Source organism: Micromonospora chokoriensis (assembly GCF_000718555.1).
GTDB classification, from domain to species: domain Bacteria; phylum Actinomycetota; class Actinomycetes; order Mycobacteriales; family Micromonosporaceae; genus Micromonospora; species Micromonospora chokoriensis_B.
Window position 1 is genome coordinate 223,368 of record NZ_JOAN01000004.1, and the last position, 15,849, is coordinate 239,216.

Consider the following 15,849-nt stretch of genomic DNA (forward strand, 5'->3'; position numbering starts at 1 on the left):
GCCCAGGAGCGCGATCGGCTGCTCGGCCAGGAGTCGCCGGTGAGGTGTGAATCGTCGCCCGCGGTGAGGGGGACGTGGGGCGGGGCGGGGTGAACGGCACGGGCCGATCCTCGGGACATCGGAGAATTTTTCGCGGCCGGGGGTGGCCGAGCCCATCGTAGGGCGAGCGGCCGATCGGGTGAAGGTCAGCCGGTGACGCGGTGCCCGGCGCGCTGGAGCGCGGCCGTGCCCTCGGTCAGCCGGACGGTCGGCACCAGCAGGTAGTCGGTGTCGAACGTGGAGAACGTGACGGCGCTGACCCGCGCCTCGGCGAGCGGGTCGACCAGCGCGGCGAGGCCCCCGGCGCCGGCCAGCGCCACCGGGACGGTGACCCGCAGACAGCGCCACGTCGTCTCCAGAACGGCCTGCGCCGGCGCCCGGTCGGTCGGGCAGATTACGGAGATCCCGTCGGAGGTCCAGCTCACCGTCACCACGTCCGCGCCACGAAGCCCGCTCGACAACGCGTACGGCAGGGTGGCGCCGACGGCCAACCGGCACACAGCGTATTCCCCCGGCAGCAGAGCGATATCGAGCATGAGGGCACCCTACGGCCTTCGTGTGGGCCCATCCGCACAACGACGCGTGCGGCGGAGGACAACCTCCGCCGCAGGTCAGACCTCGGAGAAAAAGGTGAGGGAGCCGGCGACAGTGCCCTCGGTGAGCACCGGGGTGGAGATCGCGTCGACGGTCGCGTCGGAGCTGTTCGCCGAGGCGGCCTGCACCCGCAGTAGCCCACGGGCGAGGCGGCCGGAGGAGAGCGCCAACAGCGGCGGGATCTTGTCGATCTCGGCTTCGGCCAGCTCGCACCGGTTGGCCGTGAAGTCGAGCAGGCGTAGCCCGCCGTCGAGCAGCGGTCGCCCGATCAGCCCGGCTGGCTCGCCCAGACAGAGCAGCTCGCAGCCGGCCGTGGAGATCGCCACCACCCGGGTGTGTGCGTCGATCAGCAGACACGGCTCATCGGCCCGGGAGACGGTCGAGGACCATTGGCCGACGTTGTCGCACTCCGGCTCTGTCGATGCCCGCGCCGCCGGCACGAACGCCTCCGAGAGCGAAAGTTCGACGTGGGCCACCGCGCCTCCTATGTGCACCGATCGACTGTCCACGCTAGCGGGTCGCCGACGGAATCACCGAGCGCACCGGGTCACCGAGCCGCGCAGCGTGAACCGAGGCGACCGGTGACGGCGCGGAGACCGGCGAGGTAACGGGGGGACCGGAGCCGCGTGGCGTCGCCGATGACGTTACCGGTGGTGGGCCTGCTTGTCAGCGGCCGTTCGGCCCTCGTCGTACCACCGGTAGTCGGCGGTTGGACGGTACGTGCCGTTCAGCCAGGTGCCGGGGTGTTGTGCGACCCGGGAAAGCTTCTCGGCGGTGGCGGGGCTGATCCGGCTGCCACCGGCCACGAGCAGCCGGTCCAGTTCCCGGTGGGTGGCCATCAGGCAGTCCTTCGGGAGGCCGTAGACGCTGATCACGCCTGAGCCGACGAAGGTCAACACCGGCGTGACCGGAACAGTCAGCCCCACCGCGTCGGAGAGGGCCTTGCTGGCCCGCCTGGCGTCCCGACGGGACTCAGCCACGTACGGGGGTCGCTTGCCGTTGATCTGCACCACGTCCCCGGCGACGAGCACTCTGGCTCGGCCGTGGTCGGCGATGGTCACGGCAAAGAGGCCACTCGGCCCGATGGCGAGGAACCCGGCTCGATCGTCCTGACCGCGGTCGAGGACGTCTGTCACGTCGGTGCGCGGCCACTCGATCACATGCCAGGCAGGCCCGAGGTGGTCGAGTTGGCCCAGCGCTCGTGCCCCAGCCGCCTCCAGGCGGCGTGCACCTCGCTCGGCCCGACGTCGGCGGGCCCATTCGAGCGGTGTTGGACGGACTGGCTCGAGCACCCCCGGCGACTCGACGCGGGGGTGTGGCACCGCGACGGGCGGCAGTGCCCGAGCGGACGGTACGGCTCGTCGTGCGGGAAAGACAGTCATCGCGACCTCCGGCAAAAGGTCCCTCGAAGTTATGTCCTCACTACCCTACGTTGCTACTACCCGTGTTCGGCAAGCCGGAGCGCCGGAATGACTCAGGATGAATGCCATATTCATCCACAGTTCTTTTCTCGGATGCCGCGAAACCCTGCCCTACGCTGCGGGAGTGACCCACTACGTCGACAGCGAAGTCGGCCGGCTCGGCACCGTACTGCTGCACCGGCCCGGCCCCGAACTGGCCCGGCTCACCCCGCGCAACAACGACTCGCTCCTGTTCGACGCGATCCCCTGGGTGGGGCGTGCCCAGGAGGAGCACGACGCGTTCGCCGCCGCCCTGCGCGAGCGCGGCGTCGAGGTGCTCTACCTGGCCACCCTGCTGGCCGAGACGCTTGCCGTCGCGGACGCCCGTGCCGAACTCACCGAGCAGGTGCTGCGTTCCCGACGGCTCGGCGACACGCTGCGCGCCCGCGTCGCCGACCACCTCTCCTACCTGGACCCGGCCGCCCTGGCCGACGTGCTCACCGCCGGGCTGGCCCACGAGGAGCTGCGGATCAGCTCGGAGCGACCGGGTGGGCTGGTCTACACGCTGATGGACCGACACGACTTCGTCATCGATCCGTTGCCCAACCTGCTGTTCACCCGCGACTCGTCGCTGTGGATCGGCGATCGGGTCGGTGTCACCAGCCTGGCCATGCCGGCCCGCCGCCGCGAGACCACCCTGACCGACGCCATCTACCGCCACCACCCCCGGTTCGCCGGCACCGAGTTCGTCTACCGCCCCAGCCTTGAGCACCTGGAGGGCGGGGACGTGCTGCTGCTCGCACCCGGGGTGCTGGCCGTCGGGGTGGGTGAGCGGACGACACCGGCTGGCGCCGAACGCCTCGGCCGGCAGGTCTTCGCCGCCGGCCTGGCCCACACCATCCTGGTGGTGCCGATCGCCCAGAAACGCGCCACCATGCACCTCGACACCGTGTGCACGATGGTCGACGTGGACGCCGTACTCATGTATCCCAACATCGCGAGCACGCTGTCCGCGTACACGGTGATCGCCGGCGCGGACGGTGCGGACCCGCGGGTGGACGGCCCGGCGCCGTTCCTGCGGGCCGCCGCCGACGCGATGGACCTCGACCTGCTCCGGGTCATCGACACCGGGCTGGATCCGGTCACCGCGGAACGTGAGCAGTGGGATGACGGCAACAACACCCTCGCGCTGGCCCCCCGGCTCTGTGTCGGCTACGAGCGCAACACCGAGACCAACGCCCAACTTGAGCGGGCCGGCATCGAGGTGATCCCGATCGCCGGCTCTGAGCTGGGCTCCGGCCGGGGCGGGCCGCGCTGCATGTCCTGCCCGATCACCCGCGAGCCGCTATCCGTCACCGGCTGAGCGGCGACGGATAGCGGGCTCTACGGTTCAGCGGGACGGCTCCGGCTCAGCGCAGGGTGAGCTGGCGACCGAGCAGCCCCTGGCGGGACCGGCGGCCGGCGGCGTCGAGCGGGTCGGTGACGGTGAGCGCCTCGGCGTACCGCTTGGCGAAATGCGCCACCGGCTCCTCCCACTCGGCAGCCGGGGTCTGCTCCGGCAGATCCCAGACCGGCACCAGTCGACCGTGCGCGCGGAACATGCCGGCGAACTTGGTCTGCTCGCCGAGCGTCAGCGTGCCGGCCGCGCCAAGCCGGGCCAGCGCGTCCAGGGCGGCGTCCTCGTCGTCCGGCAGCACCCACCGCACGTGGGCCTTCTCGGGGACCTGACACCAGTACGCGGCCTTGGCCGCGGTCAGCCGCACCGTTGGGTAGATGGCCGCGTTCGCCCGCTCCAGGGACGCCTGGACGGTCGGATCGTCGGCAGCCCCGGGGTCGAGCCAGAAGTCGAAACCGTCGTGCATGCTGATGTCCAGTGGACCGTCCACGAGGACGTCCTGCAGCCGGGGGCCGGGGCCGGGCAGTGGCGGCACGGCCACCTGGCCACCCGGCTCGGTGCGCAGCGCGCAGAGCAGCGCGTCGGCCAGATCCCGGGAGACGTCGCCGGACTGCTGGTGGCGCTGGAGACCGATGAGCACGCGGCCGTCCGGCTTGGAGATCGCCGGGGCGGCCATCGGCAGCACCGTGGCGAGCGTCGCCGCCCGGTCACCGAACTCCTCGACCAGGGCGGGCGCCAGCCGCAGCGGCGCGGAGGCGGCGGGCACCAGCTCGCGCAGCGCGATCCACTCGGACTCGTCGACCAACCCATCGAACGGACGCGGCACGAAGACGTCCCGCACCTTGTCGCGGCGGGGGGTGGTGTCGGCGGTGGTGCGCTGGCTCTTTCGACGCTTACTCACGGCGTCACAGCCTAGAGCTTCGACCGGCCCGCCGTGGCCGGGACCCGCCCGATGCGCACTCAGCCGGCCGCCACCAGGTCGGGTCGAGGTGCCGGCACCGGGTCGAACTCTGCCCAGACCCGCTGGCCCATGCCGTCCTGCTCGACGCCCCAGCGGGTGGCCAGGCCGACCACGATGTGCAGCCCGCGTCCGTCCGCCGCGTCCGGGCTGGCCGCCCGGAGACGTGGCCCGGTGCTCGCGCCGCCGTCGGTGACGCACAGCTGGATCAGCGAGCCCTCGACCGCGGGCCGCAGCCGCCAGGCAACCCGGATCACACCGCCGGGCAGAGGTCTGGCGTGCCGCACCGCGTTGCCCACCAGCTCCGCCAGCACGGCGATCAGATCCGCGAGGAGCGTCGGGGGTACGACGTCCGCCAGTTCGGCGGCGAGGCGGTGCCGGGCCAGCCGTGCCCCGCCCGGGTGGTGGGGAACCACCACGCACCAGGCTCGATCTCTCGCTGCCGCTGCCACCGTCGCCTCCACGTCGCGCCACCTCGGTCAACCGCGTGGTAGCCGCACCTCTGCGACCGTACCGCCGCCGGTCCTCGGACGTAGGGATACCCATCCATTCTGCTGTTCAACGATCCGGCGGACGAGATAGAGGCCGAGCCCGGCTCCCGGGTAGCCGCGACGGTCGCCGGACTCGCCCTGCCAGAACCGGTCGAAGGCCCGTTCCACGTGCTCGGGTCGGATGCCGATCCCCCGGTCACTGACCCGGAACGCCACCAGTTGACCGTCGCCTGAGGCAGTGATCTCGATCGGCGAATCCGGTGCCGAGTACTTACCGGCGTTGGTCGTCAACTCGGTGAGCACGGTGGACAGGCTGGGCCGGTGGCCGAGCGCCTTGGGCAGATCGCTGGGGAGGCGGAGCGCCAGCCGGCGGCGCAACTCCGACGGCAGGTCCACGACGGCGGAGCGCAGCGCCTCCCCGAGGTCGAACGGGGTGGGCGGGTCGTCGCCCGGCCCCACCTCGGCCGCGGAGCTGAGGAGACGGTCGACCAACCGGGCCAACTCGTTGGCGCGTTGCCCGATCACCCGGGCCGCCTGTCGTCGGTCCACGTCGGTCAGCGACTCCCAGTGGTCGGTGAGGGTGTCCGCGTACCCCTTGATGACGGTGACCGGGGTGCGCAGCTCGTGGCTGGTCACCGCGACGAACAGCTCTCGGTCGTGGTCGCGACGCTGCTGGTCGGTGATGTCGCGGAAGGTGACCACCCGCAACGTGCCCGGACCGGGCAGCTCGCCGGAGGTGATCCGCAGCCAGCGGCCGTCCGGCATCCGGTGGTCCCGGACCTGCCCGGAGGGCGGCAGTGGGAACGGCAACGGGCGACTCAGCGCCTGCTCGACCGTCCGGCCGGTGACCTGGGCTGCGGCTGGGTTCCAGAGCCGGACGTGCCCGTCGCGGTCGACGACGGCCAGCCCGTCGGCGAGGGCCGCCACCACCGGGCCGTCGCCGTGCACCGGTAGGCCACCCTGGTCGCCGTACATGTGCCCGACGCAGGACGCCAGGTAGGCGATCACCCCCTGCTGTTCGGCATCCGGCTCGTCATCCCCCGGATAGAGCGCGTGCAGGCTGCCGACGGTGTGGCCGCCGATCTCGGCCCGGGAGACCGCCATCCGGCGCAGGCCGCTGCCGGCCAGCTCGCCGGCGAGCTTGCCGCTGAGGTCGCCCACCCGCACCGGGCGCACCCGGGGCCCGGAGAGCAGGCAGACGGTGTCCGGGTCATCGATCGCCAGTGGTCGACCGAGGGCCCACTCCGCCGCACCGGTCGCGGCGATCACGCGACCACCGGTCGGACCGAACTCGACGAACGCCATTCCGGTCGCGCCGAGTGCCGGTTGAGCCACCCGGAGCAGCTGGGTGAGGACCGGCAGACCCGCGTCGCCAGAGTTGATCATCTCGATCACGACGGTGTGGCCGGCGATGAGAGCGGGGAAATCGATACGCTCCGGCATGTGCCGAGTCTGCCCCGCCGACCCCGTTTTGGGCACCCCTGGCCGGTCGATGCGGTCAGCGCTCCAGCCGGGCGAGGGCGTACGCCGGCCGATCGGTGATGATCCCGTCCACCCCGGCGGCCAGCACCAGCTCCAGGTCGATCGGCTCGTTGACCGTCCAGACGTACACCTGGTTGCCGGCCGCGCGCAGTGCGGGCAGCAGCTGCGGGCGGGCCCGGACCAGGCCGATGCCCGGCCCGGCGATCCGGGTGCCGAACGGCAGCCGACCCAACCGCAGCCAGCGCGGCAACACCTCCAGCAACAGCACGGTGGGCAGCGTCGGGGCCAGCTCGCGCACCCGCCGGACGGCCAGCGGCGAGAACGACATGACGGTGACCTGCACCGGGTCGTCCGGGGCGGGATCGGCCAGCCCGTATCGGCGCAGCAGGCCGACCAGTCGCCGTTCCACGTTCGAGCCGTAGCGGGAGGGGTGCTTCGTCTCGATCAGCAGCCGGACCGGCCGGCCGGCGGCGAGCACCGCGTCCAACAGCCGGGCCAGGGTCAGCAACCGGGTGTGCGACTCATCCGGCGGCAGGTCGCCGTTCGACGCGCTGCCCGGGTGCCACGAGCCGAAGTCCAGGGCATCCAACTCGGCGAGCGTACGCGCGCTGACCAGACCGCGGCCGTTGCTGGTCCGGTCGAGTCGTCGGTCGTGCACGCAGACCAGGTGCCCGTCCCGGGTCAGCCGGACGTCGCACTCCAGGCCGTCGGCGCCCTCGTCGAGAGCGCGCAGGTACGCGGCGAGGGTGTGCTCGGGTAGGTCGAACGAGGCGCCGCGGTGCGCGAAGACCAGAGGCCCGCCCATTTCGCCGGCCTCAGATGACCTGGCCGGGCTGCCCGTTCGCGTCGACCACCGGTCGGCCGACCGCAGCCCACTGACGCATCCCGCCGTCGGCGTTGCGCACCTGCTCCCAACCGTTGTTGATCAGGTAGGCGACGACCTGGGCGGAGCGACCGCCGGAACGGCAGACGACCGCCACCTCCCGGTCGGTGGGCACCTCGGCCAGGCGGGCCGGCAGCTCCATCATCGGCAGGTGATGGGCGGTGGGCGCGTGGCCGGCCGCCCACTCGTCGTCCTCCCGCACGTCCAGCAGGTAGGTCTCGTCGGCGATCTCGGTCACGGGCACGGTGGGAACCTGGGGTCCGAACACAGGAAGCAACACTAGATCCTCGTGGCCCGGTTCGGCACCGACCGGGCCGTCGGCACTGTCACAACCGGGTCACCCAGCGGGGGTTGGCCTGCGCCCAGGCGGGCACCCGTGTGCCGCGAAGCGCCTCGAAGAGCCCGTTGCCCCCGTTGTCCAGCACCACGTACGAGACCTCGTCGATGGTCTGCGGCGAGGAGGGCACCTGGACGCCGCGCATCCCGTCGGGCGGCAGCGCGCGCAGCGCGAGGAGCAGGTCCTCCAGGGGTACGCCGTTGGTGTCGACGGTCAACGAGCCGCCGACCGCCCGGAGCACCTGGTCCAGTTTGACGGGGTTGGTTCGCAGGTCCGCCTTGCCGGCGCTGTCCAGCATCGCCCGGAGCAACTGCTGCTGGTGGTGCTGCCGGTCGTAGTCGCCGCCGGGCAGGTCGTAGCGCTGGCGTACGTAGTCCAGCGCCTGCGCTCCGTCCATCTGCTGGCAGCCGGTGGGAAAGACGCGTTTGGTGTGGATCGAGCGGACCTCGGTGTCCACGCACATCTCCACCCCGCCGAGCAGGTCGATGACCTTGCGGAAGCCGGAGAAGTCGATCAGCGCGGCACCGTCGAACCGGATTCCGGTGAGTCGGTTCAGGGTGGCGGAGAGCAGTTGGGCGCCCGCCTGCCCGCCGCCGCCGTGCTCGTACGCGGCATTGATCTTGTCTTGACCGCCGCCGAAGCCGTTTGCGGGTGGGATGGCGACCAGCAGGTCACGCGGGATGGAGACCAGGTACGCCTCCCGCTGCCCGGCGGGGACGTGCACGATGAGGATGGTGTCCGAGCGTTGGTCCGGCCCGCTGTCGCCGGGGCGCCGGTCGGAGCCGACCAAGAGATAGTTGAGCGGCCCGTCCAGGTCGGTGCGGGCGGTTCGGGCGTCGGGGTCGAGCAGTTGCTCCTTGGTCACCGTACGGTCGTACCGGTGGCTGAGTATCTTGAGCCCGGCCATGGCGAGCCCGGCCAGCAGGACGAGGGTCAGGCCGATGCCGAGCAGGATCCGCGGCCCACGGGCGCGACGTGGCCGGGCGGGCGGGGCCGCTGCGGCCCGGCCCTGCGCGTTCCGTCCCCACCTGGACGTGACCGCCTCCCCGCAGCCGATACGTGAAACCTGCTCACGTCAGGCTACGGGCGGTGGCGGTGTCGTCGCTGGCTTTCCGCGACTCCCGGCCTCACTTGCGGGTGGAGATCACCTCAGGGTGGGTGAAGACGAACTCGGCGAGCTTGTCCTGCTTGACGGCCTGGAACATCGCCATCGTCTCTTCGCTCAAGCCCTCGGTGTTGTTGCCGTTGGCGTGGAAGGTGCCGCCGTTGGTCCTCAGCATGGTCAGCTCGTTTGCGGTCACCCCGCGCATGGTGAAGATGAAGTTCTCGATCTTCACGCCGCCGGTGTCCAGCACGAACGCCTTACCCGCCGCCTTGATCAGCTGGTTCATCTTGGTCGGGCTGGTCAACATCCCGCCGTCGGTGGCCTTCTTGGCCATCGCCTTGATCAGCTGCTGCTGGTTGGCCTGCCGGTCGTAGTCGCCGTTCTTCAGGGTCTTGCGCTGCCGGGAGTAGTCGAGCGCGGCCCAACCCTCCATCTGCTGGCAGCCCTTCTTGTGCACCACCGGGGTCCGGGACTTGCCGGTCTTCTTGGCGTCCGCGTTCCACATCGGCTTGCCGTCGACGTACGACATGTGCAGCGACTGGACCTCCTGGCTCACGCAGATCCGCACCGTGCCCAGGGTGTCGATGACGTTCTTGAAGCCACCGAAGTTGATGATCGCCGCGCCGTCGAAGCTGATCCCGGTGAGCTGCTTGATCGTCTTGGCCATCAGCTGGGCGCCACCCTCCCAGCCGCCACCGTTGGCGGCACCGGCCTGGAACGCGGCATTGATCTTGTCGGTGCCACCGGCGTAGCCGTTCTTCGGGAAGGCCGGGATCCGCGCCTCGGTGTCCCGGGGGATCGAGATCAGGTACGCCTGGTCATGCGTGGCCGGAATGTGCAGGATGATGATGCTGTCCGAGCGGACGTCGTCGGCGGCCCAGCGCTCCCGGGCGTCCACGCCGAGCAGCAGCATGTCGATCGGGCCCTCCAGGCTCGCGCCGCCCTCGGCGTCGGACTTGCCGGCCTCACCCAGCAGGTTGCCCTTGGCGATGCCGCCGGTCGCCTGCCCGATCAGCAGCTTGCTGCCGACGATGGCCACCCCGCTGCTCAGCATCAGCACGGCACCGAAGACCACGGTCAGCCGAGCCCAGAGCGGGTCCTTACGCTTGGCCCGCTTCTTCGACCCGCCACCACCCGCGCCGCCGCCGCCACCGCCGCCGGGCGGGCGGGAGCCTGGCCCGCCACCCGAGGGGCGTGCCTGTGCCGGTATGGCCCCGGCGACTCGACCGCTGGACGCGGTTGACCCGGGGGAAGAAGGGCGACGACTGGCCTGAACCGGCATGCGTGCTCCAGCTCGTGATCAGGAGGGGGCGGCACCACTGTACGTACATCGATTCGACTTGGCGAGTTCATCACCGGTCCATCCGGACGGCATTTTCCGCGATTCGGCCTATCGTCGCTATTCGATTGCTCAATCGGTGGGCACGCGGTTACCCCCCGTCGTTGCTCTTCGGCGGGTTGGCCTTGACCCAGTCGGCCATGGTGTCCGCGGACATGGCCCGGTACATCGCGAGCGCCTTCTCCCGGTCCGATACCACCACCGACTCGCCATTGATCGTGTCGCTGCCCGAGTTCGGGCTGGTCACAAAGGTGAGGTTCTGGCCGCGCAGATTACGGAACTGCAGCGCCATGTCTGTAACCGAGAAAGCCTGGTCGACGGTTACGGCCGCGGTCACCGACTGGAGGAAGTCGTTGAGCTTCTTCGGGTTCGCCAGCGTGCCGGTGCTGGCCGCCTTATCCATCAGTGCCCGAAGGAACTCCTGCTGGTGCCGCATCCGGGCGAAGTCCCCGTCCGGGAACTGCTTGCGCTGCCGGATCCAGTCCAGCGCCTCGGCGCCGTCCATGTGGTTGGTGCCCTTGGTGAACGTCCGGTACGGCTTGTGGATCGACGTGACGGTGCGCTCCACCTTCAGGTCCACCCCGCCGAGGGCGTCGGTGACCTCCTTGAAACCACCGAAGTCGATCGCCATCACGTGGTCGATCCGAACGTCGGTGAAGCACTCCACGGTGCGTACCGCCAGCGGCAGCCCGCCGAACGCGAACGCCGCGTTGATCTTCGCGCGTTGGCCGGAGCCGCAGTCTGCGCCGGCGCTCTCCGGGATCGGCACGTAGAGGTCGCGCGGGATGGAGACCAGGTAGGCCTCCTGATGGTCGGCCGGGATGTGCATGACGATGATCGTGTCGGCACGCCACTGGCTCTTCGTGTCGACCGGCGCGTCCGGGTCTCGCGAGTCGCTGCCGACCAGCAGGATGTTCAGCGCGCCATCGACGGTCTTGGCCGGCCGGCCACCGGTGATCTCCGCGAACGGGTCGGTGCGAGCCAGGTCACCGTTGAGGTTGCGGGCGTACAGCCAGGCACCGACGCTGCCGAGCAGCGCCAACACCAGCACCGCGACCCCGGCCACGAGGGCGATCCGACCCCAGCGCGGTCGCGGGCCACGCCGCCCCGACCCACCGACGCCACCCGGGCCGCCAGACCCCGGAGGGCCCGCCGGACCGCCGGGCCGCGGCTGCTCCTCGTCGTGCGACGGGTAGAAGCGTGCCTCGGTCGGACGGGCACGCCCGGAGGCGCCCCGGTCTGGGCCAGGCACCGACGCGCGCCCGGCGCTGCGATGCAGGTACGGATGCGGGACGCCGGCAGACGAAGTCGCGGACATGTAACTCAGGGTACGTAGCGAGAGCCACCGTCGCCTTCAGGCGACACTCAGCGGCGGCGGTACGCGAAAGATCCGGCTACCCTAGCCGCGCCCGGAAGTGCTCGATCGTGCGTCGCAGGCCATCTTCGGGCGCGACCGTCGGCTCGTATCCGAGCAGTTCACGAGCGAGAGTGAGATCCGGCCGGCGCATCTCCGGGTCATCCGAGCTGCGGGTGACATAGGTCACCTTCGAGGTGCTGTCGGAGAGCGACACGATCAACTCGGCGAGTTGCCGCATGGTCAGCTCGTGCTCGGTGCCGCAGTTGACCGGGCCCGTCTCGGTCGAGTCGAGCAGCAGCAGGATGCCCCGCACCAGGTCCTCGACGAAGCAGATGGACCGGGTCTGGTTGCCGGTGCCGTGCACGGTGATCGGCTCGCCGCGCAGCGCCTGGGAGATGAAGGTGGGGATGGCGCGGCCGTCGTCCGGGCGCATCCGCGGGCCGTACGTGTTGAAGATCCGGACGATCGCCGCGTCGAGCCCGCGGTAGCGGTGGTACGCCATCGTCGCGGCCTCGGAGAAGCGCTTCGCCTCGTCGTAGACGCTGCGGACCCCGATCGGGTTGACGTTGCCCCAGTAGGTCTCCCGCTGCGGGTGCTCCTTCGGGTCCCCGTACGCCTCGGAGGTGGAGGCCATCAGGAACCGGGCGCCGTCGGCGGCCGCCCGCTCCAGCAGGTGCAGGGTGCCCACCGAGCCGACCCGGAGGATCTCCACCGGCAGTTGGGCGAAGTCGGTGGGGCTGGCCGGGGAGGCCATGTGCAGGATCGCGTCGAACCGCTCGGCCAGCGCCGGGTGGTGGGTCGGCAGGCCCTCGGAGATGTCCGCCTCGACGAGGGTGAAGGTTGGCCGATCCAGAAGGTGGGCGACGTTCTCCTTGGAGCCGGTCACGAAGTTGTCCAGCGCCACCACCGTGCATCCGCGGGTGATCAGGGAATCGACCAGGTGCGACGGGACGAAGCCAGCACCGCCGGTGACGAGGACGCGGTGACCGGACCCAAAGCGCTCAGCAACCTTCATGCTGCTCAGCCTACCGAGCCACGAAATCGCGGAAGGGCCCCCTGTTGACGTCGCGCGTCGACAGGGGGCCCGCCACCGGAACCGCGATCAGTGGGCGCCGGAGCCGGTGAGAGCGCGCACCTCCAGCTCCGCGTACTTGGCCTCGTCGTGCTCCTTGGAGATGACGGTGCCGATCCACCCGCAGAGGAAACCGAACGGGATGGAGAGGATGCCCGGGTTGGACAGCGGGAACCACTGCCAGTCGTGGTCCGGGAACATCGAGGTCGCCGCACCGGAGACCACCGGCGAGAAGAACACCAGCAGTACGGCCGAGAGCAGACCGCCGTAGATCGCCCACACCGCGCCGGAGGTGTTGAACCGCCGCCAGAAGAGGCTGTAGAGGATCGCCGGCAGGTTGCCCGAGGCGGCGACCGCGAAGGCCAGCGCCACCAGGAACGCCACGTTGAGGTTCTGCGCGTAGATCGACAGAGCGATCGACACCGCGCCGATCCCCAGGGCGGAGATCCGGGCGACCCGTACCTCCTGCCGTTCCGACGCCTCACCCTTCTTCAGCACGTTCGCGTAGAAGTCGTGCGCCAGGCTGGACGACGAGGCCAGCGTCAACCCGGCGACCACCGCGAGGATGGTGGCGAAGGCGACCGCCGCGATGATCGCCAGCAGGGCTGCACCACCCAGTTCGCCGCCGAAGAAGTCGATGCCGAGCGCTTCGGCCAGCTGCGGCGCGGCAGTGTTGCCGGCCTTGTCCTGTGCCGTGATCGCCTGGCTGCCCACAAGCGCCGCCGCACCGAAGCCGAGGGCCAGGGTGAGCAGGTAGAAGGTGCCGATGATGCCGATCGCCCAGAGCACGCTCTTACGGGCCGCCTTGGCGGTCGGCACCGTGTAGAAGCGGATCAGGATGTGCGGCAGGCCGGCGGTGCCGAGCACCAGGGCGATGCCCAGGGACAGCAGGTCGACCTTGTTGTAGAACGTCTGCGTCGAGTTGCCGGCGACCTCGACGCCGTACCGGAGCCCGGGTTCGAGGAATGCGCTGCCCTTGCCGGACGCGGCGGCCGCCTGGCCGAGCAGCTCCGACAGATTGAAGTTGAACTTCGCCAGCACCAGGATGGTCATCAACAGCGCGCCGCCCATGAGCAGGAACGCCTTGACGATCTGCACGTAGGTGGTGCCCTTCATGCCACCCACGGTCACGTAGATGATCATCAGCGTGCCGACCATGATGATGGTGGCCACCTTGGCGGTGGCCGCGTCCATGCCGAGGAAGGTCGTCCCCGGCCGGATGCCGAGCAGCAGCGCGACAAGCGCGCCGGCGCCCACCATCTGCGCCAGCAGGTAGAAGATCGACACCGTGATGGTGGAGACCGCCGCCGCCGTACGCACCGGACGCTGACGCATCCGGAAGGCCAGCACGTCCGCCATCGTGTACCGGCCCGAGTTCCGCAGCAGCTCCGCGACCAGCAGCAGGGCCACCAGCCAGGCGACCAGGAAGCCGATCGAGTAGAGGAAGCCGTCGTAGCCGTACAGCGCGATGATGCCGGCGATACCGAGGAACGAGGCGGCCGACATGTAGTCGCCGCCGATCGCCATGCCGTTCTGGAAGCCGGAGAAGGACCGGCCGCCCGCGTAGAAGTCGGTCGCCGTCTTGGTCTGCCGGCTGGCCCAGATGGTGATGCCCAGGGTCACCGCCACGAAGACCAGGAAGAGCGTGATGGTCAGGTTGCGGGCGGTGTGGTTACCCGCCTCGGCCGCGAGGAACGTCTCAACCGCGAGGACCGTGCTCATGGGTCACCTCCCCGATCTCGGCGCGGATCCGGTCCGCGATGGGGTCGATCTTCCGGTCCGCGTACCGGGAGTAGAGCCAGGCGATCAGGAACGTGGAGACGAACTGGAGCAGGCCGAAGACCAGTGCGACGTTGATGTTGCTGCCGAACAGCTTCGTGCCCATGAAGTCCCGGGCGTACGCGGAGAGAATGACGTAGAGCGCATACCACAGGAAGAACGCGACGGTCATCGGGAAGACGAAGCCGCGCAGCGCACGCCGCAGCCCGGCGAACTCGTCCGACCGTTGTACGGCCAGGTACTTGTCCGACTGGGAAGCAGCCGGAGTGGGTGTGTCCGTGGACATCTGTGGATCACCACCTTCACAGGCGTCAGAGGAGTTTCGCGCACCGTAAAGAGCGCACTCCCCGGCAGGGAAGGCTGAGATCGACGCCGGTCGGCGAGTGCGCCGAGCGGTTGGCTGGCTGCGCCAAGTGACTCAGGTCACTGCGGTGATCGGTCGCTTCGGGCGAGGAGCCCGTTCAGGCCGGCAACTCGTGATAGCGACCGCGGTAGTGCAGCAGCGGAGCTGCCTCCGCGGTCAGGTCGACCGCCTCGATCGTGGCCTCGACCAGCAGGCCCCAGCCGTACTCCCGGGCGGTGTCCAGCCGGCAGCCAGCCCAGCCGCCGGCGTCCGCCGGGACCGGCCCGTACGGCGTCTCGACCCACGTGCCGGTGGCGAAGAGCCCGCCCGGGGCGGGGAAGAGGCCGGCGAACCGGTCGGCGAGTTGCCGGTGCGGCGGGCCGAGCGGCGTGACCGCGAACCGGCCCGACTCCTCGACGGCCGCCCAGAGGTCGGACTCCGGGTCGATCAGCCCGAGCAGCCGGTCCGGTTCTCCCTCGGCCACCAGGGTGGACGAGACGGTCAGCCCAGCCGGACCGGGCGCCGTCCAGAGGGTCACCGGCGCGGCGAGGCGACCACGCAGCCGGCGTACCGGCGACCGCTGCCCGGTCGGCACCGCGAACGGATCGGTGTGGTGGATCTCGGCACCCGGCTCATGATTCACGTGAAACATTGTGCCGCCCCGGACCCTCGCCCAGCCAAGGAAGCGCTCGTGCAGATCGGCGGGTCGACCGTTGAGCCGAGCGAGCTGATCACCCGCCTCCGCCATCAGGGCGCCCAGGTAGACCAGCAGCCCCACCCGGTCGTCCCGGTACTCGGCGAGCAGCGCCAGCCGCGCCGGCTGACACGGCCAGAGCGCGCCGCAGCCCCGACACCGCCACAGCGGCCGCATCGGCAGGTGCGGGCGGCTCACCAGTCGGGCCTGGTCGGCGCAGCTCACCACCGACCGCCGTTCGCTCGCCAGGTCTGCGCGGGGGTCAGCCAACCGGGCCGACCCGGTCGCGGCAGGGCCACCGTCGGCCCGTTCGCCCACACAGGCGGCCGAGCTGAGTCGCCCGGCGGTCGCTGCCCGCCCGGCACGGCCGCCGGTGCCGCAACCTTTCCTCTCCGGTACGACCACCGCGCACCGCCCCTGCCACGGATGAACCCGAACATGGCTGATCTCCTCCCAGTCGACGAGGGCCGCCCCGATCGGGGGAGGACCGGGGCGGCCCGAACGCAGGACCCAGTCGCCGGGACGTCGCCTCCACCGGCCGGGCCGCGTGCCTTCCACCCTGGACGGAAAGGCGCGGAGA

The 15,849-nt window shown here is 70.6% G+C and carries 16 protein-coding genes; 1 reads left to right on the plus strand and 15 read right to left on the minus strand.

Translation table 11 applies throughout. The features are described from left to right. Nucleotides 1–185: 185 nt before the first annotated feature. From IF46_RS0108490 to IF46_RS0108500, 3 genes are all read right to left on the minus strand, one after another. On the minus strand, nt 186–575 hold the full coding sequence (locus tag IF46_RS0108490) for an ACT domain-containing protein (protein ID WP_030487737.1): 390 nt from the start codon (nt 573–575) through the stop codon (nt 186–188). Between the two features lie 75 nt (nt 576–650). Then, nucleotides 651–1,109, minus strand: coding sequence for a hypothetical protein (locus tag IF46_RS0108495; protein WP_030487738.1), 459 nt, complete (start codon nt 1,107–1,109; stop codon nt 651–653). 168 nt (nt 1,110–1,277) lie between these two features. After that, on the minus strand, nt 1,278–2,015 hold the full coding sequence (locus IF46_RS0108500) for a hypothetical protein (protein ID WP_030487739.1): 738 nt from the start codon (nt 2,013–2,015) through the stop codon (nt 1,278–1,280). Between the two features lie 163 nt (nt 2,016–2,178). On the opposite strand from IF46_RS0108500, the gene IF46_RS0108505 reads away from it, so the two are divergent. After that, entirely contained in the window at nt 2,179–3,396 is a 1,218-nt protein-coding gene (locus tag IF46_RS0108505; RefSeq protein ID WP_030487740.1) for an arginine deiminase, read from the plus strand. 46 nt (nt 3,397–3,442) lie between these two features. Here IF46_RS0108505 and IF46_RS0108510 read toward each other — a convergent pair whose 3' ends face one another. The 12 genes from IF46_RS0108510 to IF46_RS0108565 all read right to left on the minus strand — a co-directional run bounded on the left by IF46_RS0108510 (nt 3,443) and on the right by IF46_RS0108565 (nt 15,446). After that, on the minus strand, nt 3,443–4,330 hold the full coding sequence (locus IF46_RS0108510) for a DUF5926 family protein (protein WP_030487741.1): 888 nt from the start codon (nt 4,328–4,330) through the stop codon (nt 3,443–3,445). Nucleotides 4,331–4,389: 59 nt separating this feature from the next. Then, nucleotides 4,390–4,806 carry an ATP-binding protein gene (locus IF46_RS0108515; protein ID WP_084597825.1) on the minus strand — a complete coding sequence of 139 codons (417 nt, stop codon included), beginning with the start codon at nt 4,804–4,806 and terminating at the stop codon, nt 4,390–4,392. A gap of 60 nt (nt 4,807–4,866) precedes the next feature. After that, nucleotides 4,867–6,321, minus strand: coding sequence for a PAS domain-containing sensor histidine kinase (locus tag IF46_RS0108520; RefSeq protein ID WP_030487743.1), 1,455 nt, complete (start codon nt 6,319–6,321; stop codon nt 4,867–4,869). A gap of 55 nt (nt 6,322–6,376) precedes the next feature. After that, the gene (locus IF46_RS0108525; protein WP_030487744.1) at nt 6,377–7,165 is read right to left on the minus strand and encodes a glycerophosphodiester phosphodiesterase; all 789 of its coding nucleotides are present in this window, start codon (nt 7,163–7,165) and stop codon (nt 6,377–6,379) included. Between the two features lie 10 nt (nt 7,166–7,175). Next, a complete protein-coding gene (locus IF46_RS0108530) occupies nt 7,176–7,511 on the minus strand; it encodes a rhodanese-like domain-containing protein (protein ID WP_030487745.1) in 336 nt (111 codons plus the stop codon). 58 nt (nt 7,512–7,569) lie between these two features. Continuing rightward, the gene (locus IF46_RS0108535) at nt 7,570–8,487 is read right to left on the minus strand and encodes an LCP family protein (RefSeq protein WP_030487746.1); all 918 of its coding nucleotides are present in this window, start codon (nt 8,485–8,487) and stop codon (nt 7,570–7,572) included. Nucleotides 8,488–8,707: 220 nt separating this feature from the next. Continuing rightward, nucleotides 8,708–9,967: an LCP family protein gene (locus IF46_RS0108540; protein ID WP_030487747.1), complete on the minus strand. Its 1,260-nt coding sequence runs from the start codon at nt 9,965–9,967 to the stop codon at nt 8,708–8,710. A 148-nt stretch (nt 9,968–10,115) separates the two neighbouring features. Continuing rightward, nucleotides 10,116–11,342 carry an LCP family protein gene (locus tag IF46_RS0108545; protein ID WP_030487748.1) on the minus strand — a complete coding sequence of 409 codons (1,227 nt, stop codon included), beginning with the start codon at nt 11,340–11,342 and terminating at the stop codon, nt 10,116–10,118. Between the two features lie 76 nt (nt 11,343–11,418). After that, entirely contained in the window at nt 11,419–12,396 is a 978-nt protein-coding gene (locus tag IF46_RS0108550; protein WP_030487749.1) for an NAD-dependent epimerase/dehydratase family protein, read from the minus strand. 87 nt (nt 12,397–12,483) lie between these two features. Next, nucleotides 12,484–14,175: a cation acetate symporter gene (locus IF46_RS0108555; RefSeq protein WP_030487750.1), complete on the minus strand. Its 1,692-nt coding sequence runs from the start codon at nt 14,173–14,175 to the stop codon at nt 12,484–12,486. Beyond that, nucleotides 14,153–14,518 carry a DUF485 domain-containing protein gene (locus IF46_RS0108560; protein WP_030487751.1) on the minus strand — a complete coding sequence of 122 codons (366 nt, stop codon included), beginning with the start codon at nt 14,516–14,518 and terminating at the stop codon, nt 14,153–14,155. The genes IF46_RS0108555 and IF46_RS0108560 overlap by 23 nt, the downstream gene beginning before the upstream one ends. A 175-nt stretch (nt 14,519–14,693) precedes the next feature. Then, nucleotides 14,694–15,446: a flavin reductase family protein gene (locus IF46_RS0108565; RefSeq protein ID WP_030487752.1), complete on the minus strand. Its 753-nt coding sequence runs from the start codon at nt 15,444–15,446 to the stop codon at nt 14,694–14,696. Nucleotides 15,447–15,849: the final 403 nt, after the last annotated feature.